This is a genomic window from Lysobacter sp. Soil_C_15 (assembly GCF_057657315.1).
The window spans coordinates 316,236-334,407 of the sequence record NZ_JBDGIR010000005.1 but is presented as its reverse complement, the minus strand read 5'-3'; the positions used below and the strand labels follow the sequence as shown (position 1 = coordinate 334,407).

General features: G+C 68.1%; 17 protein-coding genes. 11 read left to right on the top strand and 6 right to left on the bottom strand.

Translation table 11 applies throughout. The annotated features are described in order from the left end of the window. Positions 1 to 28 precede the first annotated feature (28 nt). A complete protein-coding gene (locus AC3A57_RS14320; RefSeq protein ID WP_487579520.1) occupies positions 29 to 715 on the top strand; it encodes a hypothetical protein in 687 nt (228 codons plus the stop codon). A 381-nt stretch (positions 716 to 1,096) separates the two neighbouring features. Here the strand turns inward: AC3A57_RS14320 and AC3A57_RS14315 are convergent, their stop codons facing one another. Then, positions 1,097 to 2,554, bottom strand: coding sequence for an alanine/glycine:cation symporter family protein (locus tag AC3A57_RS14315; RefSeq protein WP_487579519.1), 1,458 nt, complete (start codon positions 2,552 to 2,554; stop codon positions 1,097 to 1,099). A gap of 266 nt (positions 2,555 to 2,820) precedes the next feature. Here AC3A57_RS14315 and purD point away from each other — a divergent pair, with 266 nt between their 5' ends. After that, the gene (gene purD, locus AC3A57_RS14310) at positions 2,821 to 4,119 is read left to right on the top strand and encodes a phosphoribosylamine--glycine ligase (protein WP_487579518.1); all 1,299 of its coding nucleotides are present in this window, start codon (positions 2,821 to 2,823) and stop codon (positions 4,117 to 4,119) included. Between the two features lie 182 nt (positions 4,120 to 4,301). On the opposite strand, the gene AC3A57_RS14305 is transcribed toward purD, so the two are convergent. Then, positions 4,302 to 5,924 (bottom strand): FAD-dependent monooxygenase, encoded by a 1,623-nt coding sequence (locus AC3A57_RS14305; protein ID WP_487579517.1) that lies wholly within the window; start codon positions 5,922 to 5,924, stop codon positions 4,302 to 4,304. A 542-nt stretch (positions 5,925 to 6,466) separates the two neighbouring features. After that, a complete protein-coding gene (locus AC3A57_RS14300) occupies positions 6,467 to 6,748 on the bottom strand; it encodes a hypothetical protein (protein ID WP_487579516.1) in 282 nt (93 codons plus the stop codon). Positions 6,749 to 6,932: 184 nt separating this feature from the next. Between AC3A57_RS14300 and AC3A57_RS14295 the strand changes: the two genes are divergently transcribed. The 5 genes from AC3A57_RS14295 (at position 6,933) to AC3A57_RS14275 (ending at position 9,875) form a co-directional block, all read left to right on the top strand. After that, positions 6,933 to 7,298, top strand: coding sequence for a hypothetical protein (locus AC3A57_RS14295; RefSeq protein WP_487579515.1), 366 nt, complete (start codon positions 6,933 to 6,935; stop codon positions 7,296 to 7,298). Between the two features lie 508 nt (positions 7,299 to 7,806). Further along, positions 7,807 to 8,025, top strand: coding sequence for a hypothetical protein (locus AC3A57_RS14290; RefSeq protein WP_487579514.1), 219 nt, complete (start codon positions 7,807 to 7,809; stop codon positions 8,023 to 8,025). A gap of 22 nt (positions 8,026 to 8,047) precedes the next feature. Further along, positions 8,048 to 8,692, top strand: a complete 645-nt coding sequence (locus AC3A57_RS14285) for a rhodanese-like domain-containing protein (RefSeq protein ID WP_487579513.1) — start codon at positions 8,048 to 8,050, stop codon at positions 8,690 to 8,692. Further along, positions 8,689 to 9,195, top strand: a complete 507-nt coding sequence (gene lepB / locus AC3A57_RS14280; protein WP_487579512.1) for a signal peptidase I — start codon at positions 8,689 to 8,691, stop codon at positions 9,193 to 9,195. Before AC3A57_RS14285 ends, lepB begins: the two co-directional genes overlap by 4 nt. A gap of 14 nt (positions 9,196 to 9,209) precedes the next feature. Next, on the top strand, positions 9,210 to 9,875 hold the full coding sequence (locus tag AC3A57_RS14275; protein ID WP_487579511.1) for a hypothetical protein: 666 nt from the start codon (positions 9,210 to 9,212) through the stop codon (positions 9,873 to 9,875). Here AC3A57_RS14275 and AC3A57_RS14270 read toward each other — a convergent pair. Further along, positions 9,865 to 10,806, bottom strand: a complete 942-nt coding sequence (locus tag AC3A57_RS14270) for a LysR family transcriptional regulator (protein ID WP_487579510.1) — start codon at positions 10,804 to 10,806, stop codon at positions 9,865 to 9,867. The genes AC3A57_RS14275 and AC3A57_RS14270 overlap by 11 nt on opposite strands. Positions 10,807 to 10,935: 129 nt before the next feature. Here AC3A57_RS14270 and AC3A57_RS14265 point away from each other — a divergent pair, with 129 nt between their 5' ends. Together AC3A57_RS14265 and AC3A57_RS14260 are read left to right on the top strand one after the other, a co-directional pair. After that, complete coding sequence (locus AC3A57_RS14265) at positions 10,936 to 11,340, top strand: RidA family protein (protein WP_487579509.1); 405 nt, start codon at positions 10,936 to 10,938, stop codon at positions 11,338 to 11,340. A 135-nt stretch (positions 11,341 to 11,475) separates the two neighbouring features. Further along, complete coding sequence (locus AC3A57_RS14260) at positions 11,476 to 12,081, top strand: mechanosensitive ion channel family protein (RefSeq protein ID WP_487579508.1); 606 nt, start codon at positions 11,476 to 11,478, stop codon at positions 12,079 to 12,081. Between the two features lie 201 nt (positions 12,082 to 12,282). Here AC3A57_RS14260 and AC3A57_RS14255 read toward each other — a convergent pair whose 3' ends face one another. Then, on the bottom strand, positions 12,283 to 14,040 hold the full coding sequence (locus AC3A57_RS14255; RefSeq protein WP_487579507.1) for a CocE/NonD family hydrolase: 1,758 nt from the start codon (positions 14,038 to 14,040) through the stop codon (positions 12,283 to 12,285). Between the two features lie 308 nt (positions 14,041 to 14,348). Next, positions 14,349 to 15,416 carry an alpha/beta fold hydrolase gene (locus AC3A57_RS14250; RefSeq protein ID WP_487579506.1) on the bottom strand — a complete coding sequence of 356 codons (1,068 nt, stop codon included), beginning with the start codon at positions 15,414 to 15,416 and terminating at the stop codon, positions 14,349 to 14,351. A gap of 440 nt (positions 15,417 to 15,856) precedes the next feature. Between AC3A57_RS14250 and AC3A57_RS14245 the strand changes: the two genes are divergently transcribed. Then, the gene (locus tag AC3A57_RS14245; RefSeq protein ID WP_487579505.1) at positions 15,857 to 17,740 is read left to right on the top strand and encodes an MFS transporter; all 1,884 of its coding nucleotides are present in this window, start codon (positions 15,857 to 15,859) and stop codon (positions 17,738 to 17,740) included. 90 nt (positions 17,741 to 17,830) lie between these two features. Then, the gene (locus AC3A57_RS14240) at positions 17,831 to 18,160 is read left to right on the top strand and encodes a CD225/dispanin family protein (RefSeq protein WP_487579504.1); all 330 of its coding nucleotides are present in this window, start codon (positions 17,831 to 17,833) and stop codon (positions 18,158 to 18,160) included. Positions 18,161 to 18,172 lie beyond the last annotated feature (12 nt).

Below are 18,172 nucleotides of genomic sequence, written 5' to 3'. Positions count from 1 at the left end.
CGCCGCACGCGTCCCCGCGACCGCGACCATGACCGCCGCCCCGACCCGCCGCGCCGGCCTGCGCGCCGCGCTCGTGCGCAAGCTGCTGGTGCTGGGCCTGATGCTGCTGGTCCTGGCCGGCTGGGGCGCGTGGCAGTACCTGCGCCGGCAATCGATCGACAGCGAAACCCTGGCCCCCTTGCCGGCCGACCGCCAGGCCCTGACCGTGCTGCTGGTCGAGCCTGACGTGAGCCTCGGCATCGACAGCGGCGTGCGCCGCGATTACACCGGCCCGCTCGCCCGAGCCCTGGCCCGGCGCCTGGACGAGGCCGGCTATCGCACCCAGTCGCTGTCCGCGCGCAGCGACGAGGAACGCTTCGGCCAGACTGCCCAGGGCCCCGACCGCGACGCCGCGGTAGCGCACCAGAAGCGCACCGCGCAGGCGATCCGCGAGTTCGCCGCACCGGTGCTGCGGGTATCGCTGGCCGACCAGCGAATGGACGGCCGCCGCATTGCCGAACAAAGCTACCGGGTCGAACTGCTCGACCCGCAATCGCTGCAGCCGGCCTGGCGCGCGACCCTGACCTGGCGCGAAGGCCGCTACCAGTCCATCGCCCTGCTCTGGCACCTGCGCAAGAACCGCCTGCCGCCGCCGCAATGGGACAGCCTCGCCGACCTGGCGATGCAGCGCCTGCGCCGCGACGGCGTGATCGGCCAGACCGCCGTCATCCGCTGACCCAGCTCTCTGTAGGAGCGGCGTAAGCCGCGACCCACCGCAGCGGTGCAATACCACGCTACAACCCGAAACCCGGCCGCCCCAAAAACAAACAAGCCCGGATGTCGGGCTTCGGTGCATGCGCCTGCGTACGTCGCTTCGGCTGTCGCGACTCGCGTCGCTCCTGCAGAAGCTTCGCGCCCCAAGGAGTAGGAGCGACGCGAGTCGCGACCAACCGAAGCGACGCGATACCACGCCACCGTCCGAAGCCTGGAGGCCGCACACAAACAAGCCCGGATGCCCGGGCTTCGGCGTCTGCGCTTACGTAAACCGCTTCGGCTGTCGCGGCTCACGCCGCTCCTGCACAGGCTCCGCGCCCCGGGGGCAGGAACGGCCGAGCGCTCAAGCGCCCGGCTTCTTGCGCTCTTTCCAGATCTCGTGATCGACCCCGTCGCCGAATTCCGGGTACTGGGCGATGTGGAACTCCGGCGACCTGCCTTCGTCGAGCTGGCGGTCGTAGTCGCGGGTCAGCTTGACCACCACCTTGGCCAGGGCCAGCACCGCGACCAGGTTCAACGTCGCCATCACCGCCATCGCCGCGTCGGCCGCGTCCCAGACCAGTTGCACCTTCGAGAACACGCCCCACACGATCACGCACAGCGCGACGATGCGCAGCGCGAACAGCGATTTTCGCCCGCCGCCGATGTACAGCAAGCCGCTCTCGGCATAGGAGTAATTGCCCAGGATCGTGGTGAAGGCGAAGAAGAACAGCGCGATCGAGGCGAACCACGCGCCCCACTCGCCGAAGAACACGGTCATGGCGCGCTGAGTGATGATCACCCCGTCGCCGCCCTGGCCGAGCACGCCCGACAGCAGCACGATCAGGCCGGTCGCGGTGCAGATGAACATGGTGTCGAAGAACACGCCCAGCGACTGCACGAAGCCCTGGCTGGACGGGTGGTGCGGCACCGGCGTCGCCGCCGCGGCGATGTTCGGCGCGCTGCCCATGCCGGCTTCGTTGGCGTACAGGCCGCGCTTGACCCCGTTGAGCATCGCCGCGGCCATGCCGCCGGCGATGCCGCCCGCGGCCTGGTCCAGGCCGAACGCGCCGCGCAGGATCATCATCACCGCCGCGGGCACCTGGTCGTAATGCGCGACCAAGGCCCATAGCGCCAGGCCGATGTAGCCGGCCGACATGAACGGCACCACCCACTCGGCGACCTTGGCGATCGAGCGCAGCCCGCCGAAGATGATCGCGCCGGTCAACAGCACCAGCACCACCGCGACCTGGGTCTGGCTGAACTTGAAGGTCTCGCCGACCGACTGCGCGATCGCATTGGCGTGCACGCCGTTGAACACCACGCCGTAGGAGAACAGCAGGCAGAACGCGAACGCCCAGCCCATCTTCGGCATGCGCAGGCCGCGGGCGATGTAATACGCCGGGCCGCCGCGATACTGGCCGTTCTCGTCGCGCACCTTGTACAGCTGGGCCAGCGCGCTTTCCGCATACGCGGTGGCCATGCCGACCGCGGCCGTGCACCACATCCAGAACAACGCTCCCGGCCCGCCCAGGCTCATCGCGATGGCGACGCCGGCGAGGTTGCCGGTGCCCACCCGCGCCGCCAGCGAAGTGCACAGGGCCTGGAACGGCGAGATGCCGGCGTTGTCGCCGTCGGTGCCGCGGCCGATCACGTGCAGCATGTGCGGGAACCGGCGCACCTGGACGAAACGCAGGCGCACGGTGAAGAAGATGCCGACCGCGAGCAGGCCGTAGATCAGCACATAGTTCCAAAGCACGTTGTTGATCGCGCCGATGATCGGCGAGATGGCCTGTTCGATCCGGTGCAGCAGCCAATCCATGCGGGACGGTTCCGAGTAAGGGCGAGAGGAAGTAGCGCGGATGCGCCGCGCCGGCCTCGGCCCGGCCCGCGCCGTGCGAGGCCTCGGTACCGGCCTGGCGGCCGCCGCTCCGGGCGCTGCGCGCCGCCGCCGGCCCGTGGGCCGCGGCCCCATCCCTAGGCCGGAAAACCCGGCGATGGTAGCAGCCGGTCGCCCCGCCCCGGCCCCTGCCGTAAAATCCCATGGGTCATAAGCCCCTCCCCATCCGTCATATCCCCGGAGCACGCATGAAGGTCCTCGTCATCGGGTCCGGCGGGCGCGAACACGCGCTCGCCTGGAAACTCGCCCAATCCCCGCGCATCGACGAGGTCCTGGTCGCCCCCGGCAATGCCGGCACCGCCCACGAGGCCAAGTGCCGCAACGTGAACGTGGCCGCTACCGACCTCGACGGCCTGCTGCGGCTGGCCGCCGACGAAGCCGTCGCGGTCACCGTGGTCGGCCCCGAGGCGCCGCTGGTGGCCGGCGTGGTCGACCGCTTCCGCGCCGCCGGCCGGCGCATCTTCGGGCCGACCGCGGCCGCGGCCCAGCTCGAGGGCAGCAAGGCCTTCGCCAAGGACTTCCTGGCCCGCCACGGCATCCCGACCGCGTACTACGCGGTGCACACCGAGGTCGACGCCGCCCTGGCCTACGTGCGCGAGAAGGGCGCGCCGATCGTGGTCAAGGCCGACGGCCTGGCCGCCGGCAAGGGCGTGATCGTCGCGATGAGCCTGGAGGAAGCCGAAGCGGCCGTCGTCGACATGCTGTCCGGCAACGCCTTCGGCGCCGCCGGCGCGCGGGTGGTGATCGAGGAGTTCCTCGACGGCGAAGAAGCCAGCTTCATCTCGATGGTCGACGGCAGGCACGCCCTGCCGATGGCGACCTCGCAGGACCACAAGCGCGTCGGCGACCGCGACACCGGCCCCAACACCGGCGGCATGGGCGCCTATTCGCCAGCGCCGGTGGTCACCGCGGAGGTGCACGAGCGGGTCATGCGCGAAGTCGTCATGCCGACCGTGAACGGGATGATCGCCGACGGCGTGCCCTTCACCGGCTTCCTCTATGCCGGGCTGATGATCGATAAGGCCGGCGCGCCCAAGGTGATCGAATTCAACGTCCGCTTCGGCGATCCGGAAACCCAGCCGGTGATGCTGCGCTTGGAATCCGACCTGCTCGACCTGGTCGAAGCGGCCATCGACGGCCGCCTCGACCAAGCCCAGGCGCAATGGAACCCGCGCCCCTCGCTCGGCGTGGTGATGGCCGCGGCGAACTATCCGGAAACGCCGCGCATCGGCGACGTCATCCACGGCCTGACCGTGCCGCAGCCGCCGCACGCCAAGGTGTTCCAGGCCGGCACCAAGCTCGGCGATGGCGGCGACACCCTCACCGCCGGCGGCCGCGTGCTGTGCGTCTGCGCCCTCGGCGACGATGTCGCCCAGGCCCAGCGCGAAGCCTATGCCGCGCTGTCCAAGATCCATTGGGACGGCGAGTTCCACCGCAACGACATCGGCTGGCGCGCGATCGAGCGCGAGCAGCAGGCCAAGGCTTGAGCCCCGCGGTGCGTCGCGCCCGAGCGCGACGCACCGACTTCGTTCCGGCATCCACGCGACCTGCACGCGGTCGCGACTCGCGTCGCTCCTACCTCAAAAACCGGCTCTTCCTGTAGGAGCGGCGTAAGCCGCGACAAGGAACGCACAGGCACCGCAACAGCGTCGCCACCGGCCGAAGCGGTTTACCCGCCGTCCCTCCCCCCGAACCAAAGCGTCAACGCCTCGGCCAGCCCGGCCTCGCTCCCTTCTCCGACCCAGGCCACGTACCCGTCCGGCCGGATCAGCACCGCTGTCGGCGCCGCGACCTCGCCCACCACCGGCAACTCCCAAACGCCGTCGTAGCGCGCATCGACCAGCCGAACCCGGTCGGCCGAACCGGCAGTCGCCAACGCCCCCTTCGCACCGAGGTTCAGCAACACCGGACGCGCCGAATGCAACAGGGCGTACGTCCGCACCGCCTCGCCGTCGACCGACAGTTCCAGATCCGGCATCCGCCGCCCCAATAGCGGGTGTCCCTCGCCCAGGTCGTAGCGGATGTCCAAACCCGACAGCTGCGCCGCCAACCGTTGGCTCGGTTCCTGCGCTTCCAGCAACCCCGCCACGACCTCGCGCAACGCGGTCGTGCGCTCGTCCGCCCGCCGCAGCGCGACCGAGGCCATGGTCGTGCGCAAGACCCGCGCCGCGACCGGATGCCGCTCGGCCTGATAGCTGTCGAGCAAGCTGTCCGGCGAAATTCCGTTGACTACCTGCGCCAGCTTCCAGCCCAGGTTCGCCGCATCCTGCAGCCCCAATTGCAGGCCCTGCCCGCCGTCCGGCGCATGCACGTGCGCCGCGTCGCCGGCCAGCAGCACCCGCCGCTCGCGATACGCCGCCGCCTGTCGGGTCGCATCGCTGAAACGCGAGATCCAGGCCGGGCTGTGCACGCCGTAATCGGTGCCGCAGACCGCGATCAGCGTCGCGCGCAGGTCTTCCAAGCTCGGCTCGCCCTTCGCGACCTGCGGCTCGGTCAACATCAACCGGATCGGCCCGTGCTCGGCGTACACCACCTGGCCGTCGCGGATCTCGTACTCGGTCCGGCCGAAGGAGTGCACGCCGAACGCGCTGCGATGGGTGCCGAACGCAGGCGTCTGCGCCATCTCGACCTCGGCGATCAGGTGGCTGGCGGTCGCCTCCCAACCGGCGAAGTCGATCCCCGCCGCCTTGCGCACCGCGCTGCGCCCGCCGTCGCAGCCGACCAGGTACTGCGCGCGCAAGGTCGTGCCGTCGAACAAGGCGATATCCACCCCGGCCGCGTCCTGCACGAACCCGGCCACTTCGCGACCGCGATGGATCCTTACCCCAAGCTCGTCGACCCAACCGGCCAGGATCCGCTCGATATGGTTCTGCCACAGTCCCAGGGTGTAGGGATGCCGGGTTGCAAACCCGCTCAGGTCGAACGTCTGGCCGGTGAAACCGACGGCCTGAGCGATCTGTCCCTCGGCCAGGAAGCGCCCGACGATCCCGCGCTGGTCCAGCAGTTCGAGCGTGCGCGCATGCAGGCCGCCCGCGCGCGAGCCCAGCAACGCCTGCGACTCGCGCCGCTCGATGATCGCGACATCCACCCCCGCCAGCGCCAACTCCCCCGCCAGCGTCAAGCCGGTCGGCCCGCCGCCGGCGATCACCACCGCGTGCGAGGTCGGCGCCGAGCGCCGCTCGCTAGCGGCGCCGGCATCGACGGCCCGCCCCTCGGGGCCGCCCGTCGCCGCGCCCGCACCACCGCGACCGCGCGACTCCCGCGCCTTCCACTTCGACAACCACATGCTCATCGCCGTCTCCCGACACGTAGACCTCGCTACGGCCGGCGATTGAGCCCCACGCCCCGGGGCTTGCGGCAAGCCCCCAGGGGGCTAAGATAGTCATAGGGACGAAGCCCATCCGTTCTCACCCCGCACGCGGCGGCCCCCATCGCCGGACAGAACCGGCGCTGGCTCCCTGTAGGAGCGGCGTGAGCCGCGACCAGGATCGCGCAGAACCCCAACCCTGTCGCCATCGGCCGAAGCCACGCTGTTTCGCCGAGCAGGAGCGACGTCTCTTGGGTTCCTCCGGTCACAAGCCGCGACACCACAACCCAACCACGGCGCGACCTGCCGCAGCGCAGTCGCGACTCGCGTCGCTCCTACCCCAAGATCAAACCTGTAAGCCGCGCGGGAAATCGCGCGAGAACCCCGACCCTATCGCCATCGGCCGAAGCCGCGTCTTTACGGGCCAACGGGCAGGAGCGGCGCAAACCACACCCCGCCCCTGCCCCTCCCCTCGCAATCGTGCCGAACGCATGAAGCCTACGACGCGCGGGCAGGCGAAAACGGGCCTAATGCAGCGTCCCCGCAGGCGCCTCGGGCGCCGGCTGCAGCGCCACCGCCAACTCTTCGAGCTCGCCGATCTCCTTCTCCAGCGCGTCGTACAACTCGCCCTGGCGCATCATCAGCTCCTCGATGTTCTGCGCCTGCTTGAGCTTCTTCAGCTCGCCGTCGAACAACAGCCACTGCGCGGTCAGCTGCTCGACGTAGTTCTTCGAGTAATGACGCATTTCCTTGAGCTGGTTCAGCGCCGCGTTGACCTGATCCAACGGCGTCTTCGGGTCCGCAGACATGGCGACCTCCTCTCGCAAGGTTCGCACCCAGCGTAGCCAGCCGATGCCACCGCGACGTGAAATTCCGTCTCCTCGCCGCGCACGCGTTCAGCCGATAGTTCTTCACTTCGCGCCGACATCGCCTAACGCGTTCATCGGACATGCGAGAATCCGGCTTCGTATCCGCTCAAGGAATCCGACAGCGATGGGCCCGTTCAAGGACGGCTGGACCAAACAGGACATCGAAGCGGCGATAGCGCGCGACCGGCCCGATGAACTTGCGTACATACCCATTCTCATCGGCATGGACCCGCCCGATTGCGCCTGGGCCGAGGCCATCTGCGTGACGCTGGCGCGCCACCCCGACGCCGATGTCCGGGCCAACGCCGTGCTCGGCCTCGGCCATTTGGCTCGGACTTGCGGACGGCTCGATCTAAGCATCGCTGTTCCCACCATCGCTGCGGCGCTGCACGACGCCGACCCGCATGTTCGAGGGCAGGCCGAGAGCGCTGCAGACGACCTGCTGCACTTTCTCGGCGTCACAGTGCTTGGATCGAACGAACTGCCCTGAGAGGCCGCTACCGATGCGTTCGCGCCGACGACAAGCACCCGCTTGGCGCGAGCAAAGCCCCCCCATTCCGCGCTCCAAGCAACCTGACATCGGCTAGTTGCCGCGGCCGAACCGGATGCGGCCGCGCCGCATCGACCCTCAAGCTGCCCGGATCCGCGGACATCTCATCGCGCCGCACGCTCATTCGGCCCATTTGACTTAGACGCAACGCTTGGACTGCGAACGCAAGCATCGACAGATGCGCCAGAAATACGCCGCTCCAAAGCGTTCGTCCGCCGTCCTTAACGCATCATTTGAACTTTTTTATCCACTCTAAAATCGGAAACTTGCGAGCCACCTCCCATATCGAGGCCTCGACATTGCGCATTCGTTGACCTTCACGTTTCCGCCAATGTATTCGGTAATTCTTCGCTCTCTCCGCATCCTGTCCCGACCATCAGCGAGCGAAGAACCGGGAGATCGCATGATCCCCGGTCGACCAGCGACCTCATGACGAAAGGAGTTGACCATGAGCTTCAAATCCATCGCCCTTACCTTGAGCCTGGGCGTTATAGCGTTCGCCTCGATCGCCGGCGTCACGACCAAGGCCGAAGCCTGCCACATCTGTACCGGCGTCGGCACCAGCACCGCGGAATGCCGCTACGTTCGCTATCCCAATGGGTACTCGCACTGCACGGTTCGCACCGATCACGGCTCGACTACTTGCCAGAACGGCGAGGATTGCTGATCCAACAGGAGGCAGAGGCTGGTTGCGAAACCGCAACCAGCCTCCAGCCATGCCCACAGGCGGCAACCACTCATTCAGGCAGATCATCATGGAAAGATGGAGTTCAGCACTCAATTTTCTCAACGTAGCGTTCGTCGCGACCATCGGCTTCTCCGCCGCTTCCATCCCCTTCGACTACATCGACTCTACCGAGCGATTTGCCGAAAAGCCGATCGATCCGAAGATTTCGCAAAGCAACTTCATCACCCTAACAGGAGATGAAGTGGAAGGAATCGCGACGGCGCAGTTCGTCGACCGATATCGCAAGACCCCATTGAGTATCGTCGACCTTCGCGCGATCGATAAGTACTCCGAAGGACACATCGCCGGCTCGGTCAACATCCCTGAAGACGATCTTCCGCGCCTGGCGCCCAAGGCTTTTGCAAAGGACGAAGAGATCTTCATATTCTGCAACTACAACCCGCTTTGCGAATCGGGCGATGCCGGACGCGGCGTCCTGTCCCGTTGCAAACGGGTCGCGCAGAAGTTCAAATTCCATTACGGATACAAGAACGCCGTTCTGGTCAGGGCGAACATCAAGGAGCTCTCCTCAGCCGGCGTAATCGTCACCGGCGGCTCACGGCCCGGCTTGGTATCGGCTGGGCCCGACGGGAGCACCGCGCGATGACAGCGATTCGAAAATTGGCCCTATGGCTCGTTCCGTTCGCGCTCGGCGGGCTGCTGGCCGCCTACTTCAAAATCATGCGGGTCGATCTCGACTCCATGGCCCCGACGGTAAGCCGCGGCGATGTCGTCCTGGTCGCGAGAGCCGACGACGGCATCGGCGACAAGGAGAAAGACCGGGGGAGTCTCGTCATTGCGCTTCAGCAAGACCGTTACATCGTCAAGCGTTTGATCGCGCGCGCGGACGACGTGGTGGAAACGCGAGGTCAGGGGCAGGTCTACGTCAATTCCGCGTTTCTTCCTACGGCGGCTGCCCCGTCACCGGTTCCACAGTTGGACCGTACTATCACCCGAATCCGGGTTCCAGACGGCTATGTCTTCGTGATGGGCGACAACACCTACGAGTCGGTGGATTCGCGCAGTTTCGGCGTAATCCCCATTCGCTCGATCAAGGGTCGGGTGATCCTGGGTTGGACGCCGTCCCTATCCCTCCCTACGGCCTATTGAAGGATGGCCTCGACATGAACTCCCCCATCCCCCACCGCGGCACTGCCTCCACAACTCGCCGGTCCGGAAACAGCGTTTCTCTTTGCGCCACCGCAATCCTGGCCGCGCTGATGGCTGGACCAGTAGCCTGCAGCAAGAAGCCTGAAACGGTCCCGGGAGATGCCGGCCGTGCGGACATCGGAGGCTCGCCCTCGCCGACCTCCTCGTCGTCGCCCGCTCATGGATCGGTTTCGCCGCTCGCCCCCGGAGCCGAGACAGCCGGAACGATTGCGGAGCCGTCAAGATCGGACAAACTTGCCGGCAGCCAGGCCCTGGAGGTATTGGCGGCCGATATCCAGTCCGGAAACGCCGGCACGGACGAGATGCGCAAGCTGGCAGACTTGTTCGCCAAGGAACACCGAGACGAGGCGTGGGCATCCTCGGCCGAGTACACGATCGCCAATGTGGTGTCGAACTTGAACGGGAAGTACGGTCCCGGACTGCAGATCGCCAAGGCGGAGTGCCGTCAGACGGTGTGCGAAGTCCGGGCGATAAACCGCAAAGGCGTCGGCGGATCGCCGCTGGACTGGAACATCGCCTATCTGCGGCTGAAGAAGAGCTTGAAGTCTTCCAACAGTCAGACGCTTATGCGCCCGCTGCCGGATGGCCAGGTGGTCTATCAGGCCTACATCATTCGTTGAGCCGTTCACTATGGGCTCCGCCCACCACCGGCGCCTCCCGCCCCACTACCTCCGCCACCCAATCGATGAACACCCGCAGCTTGGCGCTGACGTGGCGGTTCGGCGGGTAGGCCAGGTACAGCGGCATCGGCGGCAGGCGCCAGTCGGCGAATAAACGCACCAGTTCGCCGCGTTCGGCGTGGGCGCGGGCCATGTACTCGGGCAGCCAGAGCACGCCGAGGCCGGCCAGACCGGCGGCGAGGTAGGCGTTGCCGTCGTCGACGGCGAGGACGTAACGGCCTTGCAGCGGCACTTGTTCGTCGCCGCGCTGCAGGGTCTGCGCCGGAGCCTGGCCGGCGCGCGGCCACTGGTAGCGGACGATGCGGTGGCGGGCGTCGTCGAGCTCGCGCGGGTGCGCGGGGACGCCGGCGCGCTGCAGGTAGGCGGGCGAGGCGTAGGCGCCCAGCGCGAGGTCGCCGATGCGGCGCGCGACCAGCGAGGGGTCGGCGATCGGGCCGCCGCGGATCACGCAGTCGACGTTCTCGCCGATCAGGTCGACCCGGCGGTCGCTGACGCCGAGGTCGAGCTGCAGTTCCGGATAGCGCTCGCAGAACGCCGGCAGGGCCGGGATCAGCACCAGCCGCGCCAACGGGCTGGGCACGTCCACGCGCAGCCGGCCGCGCGGCGCGGCCGCGGCGCCGGACAGGCTGGTCTCGGCGTCGTCGAGGTCGGCGAGCAGGCGCAGCACCCGCTCGTAATAGGCGGCGCCGTCGGCGGTGACGACGACCTTGCGGGTGGTGCGGTTGAGCAGCTTGACCCGCAGCCGCGCCTCCAGCTGCTGCACCAGCTGGGTGACGCGGGTCTTGCTGATCCGCAGGGTGTCGGCGGCCTTGGTGAAGCTGCCGGTCTCGACCACGCGGGCGAAGGCCTGCATCGCGTCGATACGGTCCATCGCGGCTCCGGTTTCGTTCTGGATTGTCCGGATTCTACAAACAGTGAAAACCCGATCGCCGGGTTTATCGGCATCCAGTGCCTCTCTATCGTGGCCGCATCGACAACGACGACGGCATACGAGGCGACGATGAGCAAGCGCGATGTGGTATTTCCCGCGGGACGGCAGGCGCTGTACCAGCGCAACCGCTATTCGCCGGCGCTGCGGTCGAACGGCTTCCTGTTCGTCTCCGGCCAGGTCGGCAGCCGCGAGGACGGCTCGCCCGAGCCGGAACTGGAAGCGCAGGTGCGGCTGGCGTTCGCCAATTTGAACGCGGTACTGGCCGCGGCCGGGTGCAGCTTCGACGACGTGGTCGACGTCACCCTGTTCGTGGTCGACCCGGAGCGGAATTTCGAGCGCATCTGGGCGATCGTGCCCGAGTTCTGGGGCGAGGCGCCGCATCCCACCCTGACCGGGATCGGGGCGACCTGGCTGTACGGATTCCAGTTCGAGATCAAGGCGATCGCCAAGTTGCCGCAAAGCGCGGCGCATTGATCGGCGCTGGCCGCGCGCTCGCGCACGGGGCGGCGGACGCGGCGCGGCCGGCGTTGCCGCCGCCTCGCGCACGGCGCCCTAACCCGCGCCCGCTTACACTGCCCGGCCATCCCAGAGCCGAGGACCGCTCCCGCCATGTCGCCGAGCATCGCGCAAAGCGCCTATGTCGCCATGAAGCTGGGCGAGGCCCTGGCGATCCTGGTCGGGGCCTGGCTGCTGACCACCCTGCTGCGGCAGCTGGTGCGGCGGATCTGCATCCGTTACGACATCGCGCCGGCGTTCGCGCTGGGCCTGCGCCGGGTGTTGAGCACGCTGATCTATATCTGCGCCCTGCTGTTGTTCCTCAACCGCCTGGGCATTTCCGGCTCGGTGGTGTGGACCACGCTGACCGGCTTCGTCGCGGTCGGCGCAGTGGCGTTCTTCGCCGCCTGGAGCGTGCTGTCGAACATCTTCTGCGCGTTCCTGATCCTGACCACGCGGCCGTTCCGGCTGTACGACTACATCGAGGTGCTGGAGAACGGCGACAAGCCGGGGCTGAAGGGGCGGGTGGTCGACATCAACTTCATCTACACCTCGCTGCAGGAGGTCCACGCCGACGGCGACGACACCGTGCTGCAGGTGCCGAACAGCCAGTTCTTCCAACGCAGCACGCGGCGCTGGCGGCAGGAGCCGGGTTGGGCGCGGAGCGCGCGCGAGCGGGCGGAAAGCTCGGCCGATTGGCAGGACGCGGCGGGGCGCTGAGCGGGCGAGGAAGATACGTCAGCCGCAGCGCGGCATGCTTCTTTGCCCCCTTTGGAGAGGGGCGGCGCCTGCGCAGCGGGCGCGGGGGATTTGCTGTTGCTGTTGCTTTGGACGAAGCAGAAGCAAATCCCCCCTGCCCCCTTTGTCAAAGGGGGGAACGGCAAAAGCGTGGTTGCGCTGGAGCAGCTGACGGTCGGCGGCTTATGGCGATTCGTAGCTCAAGGTCGTGTCGTTCGGCAGCACCAGCTTGCTGCTGGTCAGGTCGAGGATGATCTGCGAACCGGTGGCCAGCGGCGCCATGGCCGGGCCCGGTTGGCCATAGAACATCAGGTCGCCCGCGGCCAGCAGCACCAGCCGGTTGCCGGCGTGCACCACGTCTTCCTGCGGATAGAAGTTCACCCCGGCGTATTGCGGTTCGCCGGCCACGCTCGGCTGGCCTCGCTCCAGGCTCTGCGCGTGATTCAGGCTGAGCGAGGCGAAGTTGAACGGGCGCAGCGTGCCGTCGGGCAATTGTTCGGCCAGGGTCAGCATCAGGTTGGCGCGCGCGCCGGTCGCGGCGACGATGCCCTCGAAGCGCGGCATGCCGGACAGATGCAAGTCGTTGGCCAGCGGCGCGGTGACGAACGCGACCCGGTCGTCGGGCTGCGGCGCGGTTTCGTTGACGTCCTGGCCGAAATAATCGTTGTAGTCGGCGTAGCCCACGCCCTGGACGGTGCCGAGCGTGCCGGTCACCTGCGGGTACAGGGTCAGCTTCTTGCCGGTCGCCGGCCAGCGCGGCTCGTTGCGCCACTTCCCGGCGTCGTCCTGCACCTGCACCCGGGGCGCGTCGAGGATGCCGGTGTTGCGGTTCTTCAGGAACTGGTCGAACCAGGCCGTCATCACCGTGATCCAGTCGCTGCGGTCCGGCCAGGCGTGATCCCATTGGCCGAGCCAGGCCTTGAACGGCACGTTGCTGCCCTGCAGGGCTTCGATCCAGCCTTCCATGTTGTGCGGCTTGACGTTCCAGTCCTGCAGGCCGTGGATGTAGAACACGCTGGCGCGCTTCTTGGCCGGGTCGGCCTTGAGCGCGGCGAGATGGTCGCGCGCCTGCCAGTACGGCGTCTTGTCGCCGGCGACCAGGGAGGTGAAGCCTTCGGCGGTGACGTCGATGCGCTCCTTGCAGACCTCGCCGATCGCGGCATCGGGCGCGGTGGTCGGATCGAGCAGTTGGCTGCCGCCTTCCAGGCCGGCCGGGACCAGGCCGTCGAGCAGCCAGTAATAGGTGTTGAATCCGCGGGTGCTTTCGATCGTCACGCCGTTGACGTAGTTGTACTTGTACATGTCGGACAGGCCGCTGATCGGCACGATCGTCTTCAGCTGCGGCGGCGCTTCCACCCACAGGTCCTGCGGCGCGGTGCCGTCGTAGCTCACCCCCATCGCGCCCACCGCCTGGTTGGACCAGGGCTGTGCGGCGAAGTACTCGATCGCGGTCGCCATGTCCTTGGCCTCCTGCGGCCCGCCGATGCTGAAGCAACCGCCGGACGCGCCGGTGCCGCGCACCGACAGGATGCCGAAGGCGTAGCCGCGCTTGATCAGTTCCTGGAACGGCGCGGCGATGGCGAGGTTGAACGGATAGTTGGCGGCGCTGCTGACCGCCCGGGTCGCGGCCGGGTCTCCGCCGCCGTAGTACGGGGTGAGTTCCAGCACCAGCGGCACCGGGCCGGCGATGTCCGGCCGCACGACCCAGGCATCGAGTTCCACGCCGTCGGCCATGGTGATGCGGTGATGCTCGCTGATGCCGGTCATCCAGCTCACCCCGGGTATCGGCTGCGACACGTCGTGCAGGTAGCTGGACACGGATGGCGACGGCGTCGCCTGCGGGGTGTCGACAGGCAGAGTGCCCAGGTCCAGGGCGGATACCGCCGGAATGGCGAGGACGGCGAGCAGAACGGCAAGCAAGCGGCGGTGACTGACGTGCATGAACCAGGCATCCTACGACGGATGCGGGCAGTGTCGGCATCGCCGTCGGCGTCCGGCATCCGGGAAAACGCTCAGTCGCAGGACGGAAAACCATCAATGTGATTCAGGCGACAGGATTGGGCTCGTGGCCGTTCGGCAATTGGGATCCGGAGGGTCCACGTGCGCTTGGCGATGCCGATGGGTCGAACTGTCGCTGTTTTGTTGCGTTGAAGCGCAAAGGCAAATCCCCCCTGCCCCCTCCTCTACAAAGGGGGGAACAGCAGAGCAAGGGGAGTGCGTCGGTCGGAAACGACGCACGTGCGGCGGGCTCAGAGCGCGCCCACATCTACGATGGCCTGCGCGAACGCCTCCGGCGCTTCCTGCGGCAGGTTGTGGCCGATGCCGCCTCGCAGTTCGCGGTGCGCGTACTTTCCGGTGAACTTGCGCGCATAAGCCGCGGCCGGCGGGTGCGGAGCACCGTTGGCGTCGCCCTCCAAGGTGATGGTCGGGACCGCGATCGGGGGCGCCTTCGCCAATCTCGCTTCGAGTTCGTCGAACTTCGCTTCGCCCTGGGCCAGGCCGAGGCGCCAACGGTAGTTGTGGATCACCACCGCGACATGGTCGGGGTTGTCGAAGGCGGCGGCGCTGCGTTCGAAGGTCGCGTCGTCGAAGCGCCATCGCGGCGAGGCCAGTTGCCAGATCAGGCGGGCGAATTCGCTCCGGTTCTGCGCATAGCCGCGCTCGCCGCGTTCGGTGGCGAAGTAGAACTGGTACCACCACTGCAGTTCGGCCTTCGGCGGCAGCGGCGCCTGGTTGGCCTGCTGGCTGCCGATCAGGTAGCCGCTGACCGAGACCAGGCCTCGGCACCGCTGCGGCCACAACGCGGCCAGGATGCCGGCGGTGCGCGCGCCCCAATCGCAGCCGCCGACGATCGCCGATTCGATGCCCAGCGCGTCGAGCAGGGCGACGGCGTCGGCGGCGAGCGCGGCCTGCTGGGCGTTGCGCGGAGTGTCGGCGGACAGGAAGGCGGTGGGGCCGTAACCGCGCAGGTAGGGAACGACGACGCGGTAGCCCTGCGCGGCCAGGCGCGGCGCGACCTCGGCGTAGGTGTGGATGTCGTAGGGCCAGCCGTGCAGCAGCAGCACCGGGGTGCCGTGGCGCGGGCCGAGTTCGGCGTAGCTCACCCGCAGCACGCCGGCATCGACCTGCTTGAGCGGGCCCCAGGCGGCGGGCGGGGCGGAGCGGCGCGGGCCGGCCGCGCCGGCGGGTGCGGCGAAGGCGGAGCCGGCGGCGCCGAGCGGACCGGCGAGCAGGGCCAGGGCGGCGCCGCCGAGCAGGCTGCGGCGTTGCGGGTCGTGCGGGCGGTCGTGCGGGCGGTCGGTCGGTGCGACGGTCATGGCGGGCTCCTGGCGGGTGGGTGGGCCAGGGCATTGGACCGGGACGGGGTATCCGGCGCGTGTCCGCGGCGGCGGGGATTTGTATGCGAGCGGCGCGAGTGCGGGGCGCGGATACATTGGGATACATGCGGCGATGGTTACCCGGGTTTTCGGGCAGGGCCCGATCGTCAGCGCTGCTTTCGATGCATAAGCAAATCCCCCTGCCCCCCCTTTTTCAAAGGGGGGAACAGCAAAGGCGGGGCGAAGAGAATGGCCGTCTGGGCATGCGAGAGGGTTAGGGGCACGCGCAGCGGCTCGGGGCCGTAGCTTCGGGGTCTACTTTTCCGCTACTCCGCCCATTCCCGCTACACGATGCGGGGACGGGTTTGTTAGGCTCGCCCGACGAATCCTTCGCCCGAGCCGCCCATCCAGGTGCGGACCAGAACCGATAGCAGGACGGCATGGCGCACAACCAGTTCGCGTTGCTCACCCAACGGCGCTTCCTGCCGTTCTTCCTGACCCAGGCCCTGGGCGCCTTCAACGACAACGTGTACCGGCAGGCGATCATCGGCCTGCTGTTCTACCTCGGCGTCAGCGACGCCCAGCGCACGCTGTACACCAATCTGGCGCCGGCGTTGTTCATCCTGCCCTACTTCCTGTTCTCGGCCACCGCCGGGCAGATCGCCGAGAAGCTGGAGAAGCACAGGCTGATCCGGATCACGACCACGATGGAAATCGTGATCATGTCGCTGGCGGCGATCGGCTTTCTGACCCAGAACATGGCGATCCTGCTGGTCGCGCTGTTCGGCACCGGGCTGCAGTCGACCCTGTTCGGGCCGGTCAAGTATTCGATCCTGCCTTCGGTGCTCAAGCCCGAGGAGCTCACCGGCGGCAACGGCCTGGTCGAGATGGGCACCTCGATCTCGATCCTGGTCGGGATGATCTTCGGCGGACTGATCTTCAAGCTCGCCGGCGATCACGGCCCGGTGGTCGCGGCGACCGCGATCGTACTGCTGGCGGTGACCGGCAACCTGGTCAGCCGGATGATCCCGCGCGCCGACGCCGGCGAGCCCGATCTGAAGATCAACTGGAACCCGATTCCCGAGTCGGTGCGCATCCTGCGCATGACCCGGCGCCAGCCGGCGGTGCGCAACTCGATCCTCGGCGTGTCCTGGTTCTGGTTCGTCGGCACGGTGCTGACCTCGCAGTTGCCGACCTACGCCATCGCCAACCTCGGCGGCGCCGAAACGCTGTACATCTTCGCCCTGGCGCTGTTCTCGGTCGGCACCGGCGTCGGCTCGATGCTGTGCGAACGGCTGTCGGCGCGCACGGTCGAAATCGGCCTGGTGCCGCTGGGCGCGTTCGGCATGAGCGCGTTCATGGTCGACCTGTACTTCGCCCGCCCCGGCGCCGCCACGGCGACCGGACTGGACGTCGCCGGCTTCATCGCCCAGGACGGCGCCTGGCGGATCGTGCTCGACCTGCTCGGCATCGGCGTGTTCGCCGGCTTCTTCGTGGTGCCGCTGTTCGCGCTGATCCAGAACCGCTCGCCCAAGAACGAGCTGTCGCGCGTGATCGCCGGCATGAACATCCAGAACGCCGCCTTCATCGTCCTGGCGGCGGTGCTGGGCGTGGTGGTGCAGCGCTTCTTCCACTGGACCATCCCGCAGGTGTTCCTGGCCCTGGCGATCGCCAACGCCCTGGTCGCGATCTACATCTTCACGATCGTGCCCGAGTTCCTGATGCGCTTCCTCAGCTGGGTGCTGGTGCGCACTCTGTACCGGCTGCGCGTGTCCGGCACCGAGCGCATCCCAGACGAAGGCGCGGGGCTGATCGTGTGCAACCACGTCAGCTACATGGATGCGCTGATCCTCAGCGCCAGCATTCCGCGCCCGGTGCGCTTCGTCATGTACTACAAGATCTTCAGCATCCCGGTGATGAGCTGGATCTTCCGCACCGCCAAGGCGATCCCGATCGCCGGCGCCAAGGAGGACCCGGAAGTCATGCGGCGCGCATTCGCCGAAATCGAAGCCGCGCTGGCCGACGGCCAGTTGGTCGGCATCTTCCCCGAGGGCGCGTTGACCAAGGACGGCGAGATCGCCCCGTTCAAGTCCGGGGTCGAGCGCATCCTGGCCAACAACCCGGTGCCGGTGGTGCCGATGGCGCTGCGCGGGATGTGGTCGAGCATGTGGAGCCGGCGCGACGGCCGGCTGCGCCGGATGCGGGTGCCGCGCCGCTTCCGCGCCCGGGTCGAGGTGGTCGCCGACCCGCCGCGCGACGGCGCCGCGGTCGACGCCCCGGCGCTGGAAGCGCAGGTGCGGGCGCTGCGCGGCGATCTCGCCTGAGCGCCGCCGCGGCGGCGGGCGCGCTGTTAGGATGATCGGCGAGCGCGGCGGCACCGGTGCCGCCGCCGCAACGCGAGGGAGAGCGCGTCCATGAACCAACCCGTCGTCGGCGCCAGGTCGCCGTACCCCAACTACCTGGTCTGGTCGATCATCATCACCGTGATCGCGTTCTGCGCCTGCTGCGGCATCGGCGCGATCCCCGGCGTGGTCTCGATCGTCTACGGCGCCCAGGTCGACAGCAAGTTCGCCGCCGGCGACGAGGCCGGCGCCGCACAGGCCTCCAGCAACGCCCGCACCTGGGCCTGGGTCTGCACCGCCCTGGTCGGCCTGGCGGTGGTGATGCAAGTGCTGAGCCTGTTCGTCGAAGGCATGGCCAGCGGCGTGGACCTGATCCTCGACCAGGCGCGGCAGTGGCGCTGAGCCCGCGCTGCG

Bases quoted from the DNA above. Each gene is read 5' to 3' on its own strand.
- AC3A57_RS14320 (WP_487579520.1), top strand. From the start codon at position 29: ATGACCGCCGCCCCGACCCGCCGCGCCGGCCTGCGCGCCGCGCTCGTG.
- AC3A57_RS14315 (WP_487579519.1), bottom strand. From the start codon at position 2,554: ATGGATTGGCTGCTGCACCGGATCGAACAGGCCATCTCGCCGATCATC.
- purD (WP_487579518.1), top strand. From the start codon at position 2,821: ATGAAGGTCCTCGTCATCGGGTCCGGCGGGCGCGAACACGCGCTCGCC.
- AC3A57_RS14305 (WP_487579517.1), bottom strand. From the start codon at position 5,924: ATGAGCATGTGGTTGTCGAAGTGGAAGGCGCGGGAGTCGCGCGGTCGC.
- AC3A57_RS14300 (WP_487579516.1), bottom strand. From the start codon at position 6,748: ATGTCTGCGGACCCGAAGACGCCGTTGGATCAGGTCAACGCGGCGCTG.
- AC3A57_RS14295 (WP_487579515.1), top strand. From the start codon at position 6,933: ATGGGCCCGTTCAAGGACGGCTGGACCAAACAGGACATCGAAGCGGCG.
- AC3A57_RS14290 (WP_487579514.1), top strand. From the start codon at position 7,807: ATGAGCTTCAAATCCATCGCCCTTACCTTGAGCCTGGGCGTTATAGCG.
- lepB (WP_487579512.1), top strand. From the start codon at position 8,689: ATGACAGCGATTCGAAAATTGGCCCTATGGCTCGTTCCGTTCGCGCTC.
- AC3A57_RS14275 (WP_487579511.1), top strand. From the start codon at position 9,210: ATGAACTCCCCCATCCCCCACCGCGGCACTGCCTCCACAACTCGCCGG.
- AC3A57_RS14270 (WP_487579510.1), bottom strand. From the start codon at position 10,806: ATGGACCGTATCGACGCGATGCAGGCCTTCGCCCGCGTGGTCGAGACC.
- AC3A57_RS14265 (WP_487579509.1), top strand. From the start codon at position 10,936: ATGAGCAAGCGCGATGTGGTATTTCCCGCGGGACGGCAGGCGCTGTAC.
- AC3A57_RS14260 (WP_487579508.1), top strand. From the start codon at position 11,476: ATGTCGCCGAGCATCGCGCAAAGCGCCTATGTCGCCATGAAGCTGGGC.
- AC3A57_RS14255 (WP_487579507.1), bottom strand. From the start codon at position 14,040: ATGCACGTCAGTCACCGCCGCTTGCTTGCCGTTCTGCTCGCCGTCCTC.
- AC3A57_RS14250 (WP_487579506.1), bottom strand. From the start codon at position 15,416: ATGACCGTCGCACCGACCGACCGCCCGCACGACCGCCCGCACGACCCG.
- AC3A57_RS14245 (WP_487579505.1), top strand. From the start codon at position 15,857: ATGGCGCACAACCAGTTCGCGTTGCTCACCCAACGGCGCTTCCTGCCG.
- AC3A57_RS14240 (WP_487579504.1), top strand. From the start codon at position 17,831: ATGAACCAACCCGTCGTCGGCGCCAGGTCGCCGTACCCCAACTACCTG.